General features: G+C 73.8%; 6 protein-coding genes and 1 pseudogene. 2 read left to right on the top strand and 5 right to left on the bottom strand.

The features are described 5' to 3' along the window. Positions 1–36: 36 nt before the first annotated feature. The 5 genes from AB0C69_RS37410 to AB0C69_RS37430 form a co-directional block, all read right to left on the bottom strand. A complete protein-coding gene (locus AB0C69_RS37410) occupies positions 37–786 on the bottom strand; it encodes a GntR family transcriptional regulator (protein ID WP_360360454.1) in 750 nt (249 codons plus the stop codon). Beyond that, the gene (locus tag AB0C69_RS37415; protein ID WP_360360457.1) at positions 783–1055 is read right to left on the bottom strand and encodes a lipoyl domain-containing protein; all 273 of its coding nucleotides are present in this window, start codon (positions 1053–1055) and stop codon (positions 783–785) included. Before AB0C69_RS37415 ends, AB0C69_RS37410 begins: the two co-directional genes overlap by 4 nt. Further along, positions 1055–2053, bottom strand: coding sequence for an alpha-ketoacid dehydrogenase subunit beta (locus AB0C69_RS37420; RefSeq protein WP_360360460.1), 999 nt, complete (start codon positions 2051–2053; stop codon positions 1055–1057). The genes AB0C69_RS37415 and AB0C69_RS37420 overlap by 1 nt, the downstream gene beginning before the upstream one ends. Further along, positions 2050–3039 (bottom strand): thiamine pyrophosphate-dependent dehydrogenase E1 component subunit alpha, encoded by a 990-nt coding sequence (locus AB0C69_RS37425; protein ID WP_360360463.1) that lies wholly within the window; start codon positions 3037–3039, stop codon positions 2050–2052. Before AB0C69_RS37425 ends, AB0C69_RS37420 begins: the two co-directional genes overlap by 4 nt. A 65-nt stretch (positions 3040–3104) precedes the next feature. Continuing rightward, positions 3105–3827 carry an SDR family oxidoreductase gene (locus AB0C69_RS37430; protein WP_360360466.1) on the bottom strand — a complete coding sequence of 241 codons (723 nt, stop codon included), beginning with the start codon at positions 3825–3827 and terminating at the stop codon, positions 3105–3107. Between the two features lie 66 nt (positions 3828–3893). Here AB0C69_RS37430 and AB0C69_RS37435 point away from each other — a divergent pair, with 66 nt between their 5' ends. Together AB0C69_RS37435 and AB0C69_RS37440 are read left to right on the top strand one after the other, a co-directional pair. Then, complete coding sequence (locus tag AB0C69_RS37435; RefSeq protein WP_360360469.1) at positions 3894–5144, top strand: amidohydrolase family protein; 1251 nt, start codon at positions 3894–3896, stop codon at positions 5142–5144. After that, positions 5141–5340, top strand: a pseudogene (locus tag AB0C69_RS37440) (lipoyl synthase); the annotation flags it as partial. The gene AB0C69_RS37435 and the pseudogene AB0C69_RS37440, both read left to right, overlap by 4 nt.

Here is a 5340-nt window from a genome sequence, read left to right on the forward strand (position 1 = left end):
GGGGCGCCCGGCCGGGTGCCCCTCCTCCTTCGCATGTCAGCCGGATGCCGGGGCGCGAAAGCCCGAGATCCACCGGCGGACGCGCGCGACGTGCTCGTCCGCGCGCCGTCCCGCCTCCGCGGCGTCGCCCGCGACGACGGCGTCGACGATCGCCTGGTGCTCGGCCGCGGACCGGGCCGGCTGCCCGGGCCGGGCCAGCGTGATCAGCCGCGACTCGGTGAGCAGCCCGTGCAGGTCGGTCAGCAGCACGGGGAGCAGTCCGCCCGCCCCGGGCGACGCCACCGCCACGTGGAACGCCACGTCCAGCTCGGCGATCCGGTCGAACTCCGGGCGCGGCGCGGCGGCCGCGTCCAGGAAGGCCCGGTGCGCCCGGACTATCCGCTCCACGTGCTCGGGCCGGCCGTTCACGGCGGCCTCCTGCGCGGCGAGCCGGTCGAGCGCGCCCCGCACGGCCAGCAGCTCCACCAGCTGGGCGCGGTGAAGCTGCAGGTAGCGGCCGAACGAGTCCTCGTAGCGGGCGGCGGTGCCCTCGCGCACGAACGTCCCGCGCCCGTGCCGGACGCTGACCAGTCCCATCGCCTCCAGGCCCGCGATGGCCTCGCGGACGCTGACGCGGCTCACCCCGAACACCTCGCACAGCTCCCGCTCGGACGGCAGCGCCGAACCCGGCGCCAGCTCGCCCTGCCGGATGCCGCGCAGGAGCTGCTCCCGGATCTGGTGGGTGGCGCTCACCCACGTACCGGCCTGGAGGCCGGCCACGATCGCCGCCTTCCGCGGTCGTGTCACGAACCCGCGGCGAAGGCCTCGTAGTCGGCCTGGTCGCCGGCGATCACCATCACCGGCGCGCCGACCGCGACCTCCTCCCCCTCGGCGGCCAGGGCCTTGGCGAACACACCGTCCACCGGAGCCTCCAGCTCGACCTCGATCTTGTCGGTCTCGACCGTGGCCAGCACCTGCCCCTCGGCCACCGGTTGGCCGGGCTCGACCTGCCATTCGGAGATGACGCCCTCTTCCATCGACAGCCCCCACTTGGGCATCGGGTAGGTCTCGGCCATCAGCGGTCTCCCTCCTTGTCCAGCAGCCGGCGGACGGTCGCGGCGATCCGGTCCGCGCCGGGCAGCGTGTGGTTCTCCAGTACCGGGGCGTACGGGACGGGCGTGTTGAGCGCGCCCACCCGCGCGACCGGGGCGCGCAGCAGCTCGTGGCACTCCTCCGCTGCCCAGGCCGCGATCTCGGCGCCGAAGCCACCGCGGGTCGGCGCCTCGTGCGCGATCAGCAGGCGTCCGGTCTTGGCGATCGAGGCGCGCAGGCCCGCGCGGTCGAACGGGACGAGCGTGCGCGGGTCGAACACCTCGCACGAGATCCCCTCTTCCGCCAGGGTCTCGGCGGCGGCCGAGGCGTGCTCGCGCGTCTTGAGGTAGGACACGATCGTCACGTCGGTGCCCTCGCGGTGCAACCGGCCGGTGCCGAACGGGATCGGCTCGACCTCCACGACGTCGCCGGGCGGACCGCCGCGGCCGCCGTACTGCTGCTTGTGCTCGAAGAAGATCACCGGATCGGGGTCCCGGATCGCCTGCCTGAGCAGGCCCTTGGCGTCGTGCGGCGTGGAGGGGGCCACGACCTTGAGGCCCGGCACGTTGACGAACCACGACTCCAGCGACTGGGAGTGCTGGGCGGCGGTCGATCCGGACGTGCCGGTGACCATCCGTACGACCATCGGCGCGGACAGCCGGCCGCCGGTCATGTAGTGGGTCTTGGCCGCCTGGTTGACGATCATGTCCATCGCCAGCGTCACGAAGTCGCCGAACATGATCTCGGCGATCGGGCGGGCGCCGACGAGCGCGGCGCCGACCGCGGCGCCGACAATGGCCTCCTCCGAGATCGGGGTGTCCCACAGTCGATCGGGGCCGAACCGGTCCCACAGGCCCTTGGTGACGCCGAAGACGCCGCCCGGCTCGCCGACGTCCTCGCCGATGAGGAAGACGGCCGGGTCGCGCTCCATCTCCTCGGCGATGGCCTGCCGGATCGCGTCCGCATAAGTGAACTTGGTCATCGCAGCGCCGCCCCTCCGAGCGAGTCGACGTACACATGGTCCAGGGCGTCCTCGGGCCGGGGATGCTCCTGCTCGGCCGCCCAGGCGATGGCCTCGTCCAGCCGCGTCTCGACGGCCTCGCGCACCCCGGCCACGTCCTCCTCGGTCGCGCCCAGGTCGGCGACGAGCGCGGCCGCCAGCAGTTCGATCGGGTCGCGCGCCATCCAGTGCGCGACCTCGTCCCTGGGCCGGTAGCGGGCCATGTCGCCCTCGAAGTGGCCGCGGTGCCGGTACGTCTTGGCCTCGATCAAGGTCGGCCCCTCGCCGGCGCGGGCCCGGGCGACGGCCTCGGCGGTGGCGGCGCGGACGGCGTCCACGTCGTTGCCGTCCACCACGACCCCGGCCATCCCGTAGGAGGCGGCGCGGTCGGCCACGTCGCTGATCACCTGGTGGCGGTCCTGCCGGGTGAACTCGCCGTAGAGGTTGTTCTCGCAGACGAACAGCACCGGCAGCCGCCACAGCGCCGCCAGGTTCAGCGACTCGTGGAAGGCTCCCTCGTTGGACGCGCCGTCCCCGAAGAAGGTGACAGCGAGACCGTCCGAGCCGCGCCGCTTGAGCTGCAGCGCCGCGCCGGTGGCCAGCGGGATGCCGCCGGCCACGATGCCGTTGGCGCCGAGGAAGCCCAGCTCCACGTCGATCATGTGCAGCGAGCCGCCCTTGCCGCGGTTGTAGCCCGCGGTGCGTCCGAACAGCTCGGCGTACATCCGGGCCGGGTCGGCGCCGCGGGCGAGCATGTGGCCGTGCCCGCGGTGGGTGGAGGTCAGCACGTCCTGCGGGGCGAGGGCCGCGCACACGCCGACCGCCACCGCCTCCTGGCCGATGTAGGGGTGCAGGAAGCCGGGGATGAGGCCCCCGGCCCGCTGCCGCGCCGCCTTCTCCTCGAATCTGCGGATGAGGATCATCTGTTCGAGGAGGTGGAGGCCCCCCTCTCTGGTCGCTTGCGTCATGGCGTCCTTTCCGTCGGGCAACTGGTCATACATGTTATGACTGATATGTCACGTTGTCACCCGGCTCAGGTGGCCGAATAGCCGCCGTCCGCCATGACCGCCGCGCCGAGCATGAACGACGACTCGTCCGAGAGCAGGAACGACACCACCGCCGCGATCTCCGCCGGATCCGCGTAGCGGCCGATCGGATGCCCCTCCTTGAAGTGGTCGGGGCCGGTCCGCGCGGCGTCGATCGCCGTGAGCATGGGCGTCCGCACTCCGCCCGGGCACACGCAGTTGGCCCGGATGCCGCGGTCGGCGTACTCGACCGCGACCGAGCGGGTGAACTGGAGCACCGCCCCCTTGGCGGCCGCGTAGGCCGCGAGCCGCGGCGCCGCGCAGACCGACGCGGTGGAGCCGAAGGTCACGATGCGCCCGGCGCCCTGCGCCAGCATCCCGGGCAGGACCGACCTCACCGCGAGGAAGGTGCCGACCGCGCCCACCTCCAGCACGCCGCGGAACGCGGCGACGTCCAGTTCGTGCGTCGGCGCCGACACCTGGATCCCCGCCATCGCGACCAGGCCGTCCACCCCGCCGAGCCCGTCCGCCGCTGCGGCGGCCGCCCGCGCCATGTCCGCCTCGGCCGTGACGTCGGCGGCGATCGAGCACGCCAGTCCGTCCACGTCCGGCGCCTTGAGGTCCAGGCCCGCGACGGCGGCCCCCTCCTCCGCCAACCGGCGCACCACGGCCCGGCCGATGGCGCCGCCGGCCCCGGTGACCAGGACCCTTGTTCCGCTGAGACCTCGCATTACTTGCCTCCACAGGTCAGTCCAGTTACTGTGAACATGTCATACATCTTGCCAGTAAGGCCAGGAATGATCGACCACTTGCTCCTGGAGCGGGCCACGCTCCGCGACGGCGGCACCGCCGACGTGCTGATCGCCGGCGGACGCGTCGCCGCGCTCGGAGCCGCGGCGGCCGCCGACCCGCGTGCCGCCGGCGCCGACCGTCTCGACCTGGCCGGATACCAGCTGCTGCCGGCCGCGGCGGAGCCGCACGCGCATCTGGACAAGGCGCTGCTGGCCCACCGCGCACCCAACCCGAGCGGCGACCTCACCGGGGCGGTCAACGCCGTCCGGGCCGCCTACGCGACGATGGACGGGGCCGACGTGCGCACCCGGGCCACCGAGGCGCTGCGCACCGCGCTGGCGCACGGCTACACCGCCGTGCGCACGCACGCCGACGTCACCGAGGGCATCGGGACCCGGTCCCTGCGCGCCTTGACGGACCTGCGCGCACGCGCCTCCGGACTGATCGACCTCCAAGTGGTCGCGCTGACCGGTGCCCCCGTCTCCGGAGCGCTCGGACGGCACAACCGGCGCCTGCTCGCGGAGGCCGTCGAAGCGGGCGCCGACGTGGTCGGCGGCGCCCCGGCACTTGACCTGAACCCCCGAGCGGCCGTGCGCATCCTGGTCGCGGCGGCCGACGAGGCAGGGCTCCCAGTCGATCTGCACCTCGACGAGACCACCGACCCGGAGATGTTCCTGCTGCGGCTGTTCGCCGAGGAGGTCGCCGGCCGGGGGCTCTCCGGCCGCGCCACGGCCTCGCACTGCGTCAGCCTCGGCCAGCAGGACCCCGAGACCTGCCGTGAGGTCTGCCGGGCGCTGGCCGATGCCGGCGTCGCGGTCGTGACGCTCCCGCAGACCAACCTCTACCTGCAGGGCCGCGGCCGGCCCACACACACGCCGCGCGGGCTGACCGCCGTAGCGGCCCTGCGCGAGACCGGGGTCCTCGTCGCGGGCGGCGGGGACAACTGGCGCGACCCGTTCAACCCGCTCGGCCGCATCGACCCGTTCGAGACCGCGTCGCTCCTGGTCGCCGCCGCGCATCTGCCCGTCGCCGACGCGTGGGACGCGGTCACCGCGCGGGCCCGTGCCGTCCTCGGCCTTCCGCCCGTCGCCGTCGCCCCCGGCAGCCCCGCCGACCTCGTGGCCATCCGGGCCGCGGACCTGGACGAGGCGGTGGCCGCCGCGAGCGAGGACCGGATCGTCCTGCGCGGCGGCAAGGTCGTGGCGCGTACGCGCGTCATCCGAGACGTCGTCCCCCTCCAGGAGGAGGCACCATGACCGGGCGCAAGCTGCTGCGCATCGAGGCGCGCAACGCCGAGGTCCCGATCGAACGCAAACCGGAGTGGCTGCGGGTGCGCGCGCATCTGGGCCCGCAGTACCGCGAGCTCACCGGCCTGGTGAAGTCCGAGGGCCTGCACACGGTGTGCCAGGAGGCCGGCTGCCCCAACATCTTCGAATGCTGGGAGGACCGCGA

The organism is Actinomadura sp. NPDC048032 (genome assembly GCF_040653175.1).
Taxonomy (GTDB): domain Bacteria; phylum Actinomycetota; class Actinomycetes; order Streptosporangiales; family Streptosporangiaceae; genus Spirillospora; species Spirillospora verrucosospora.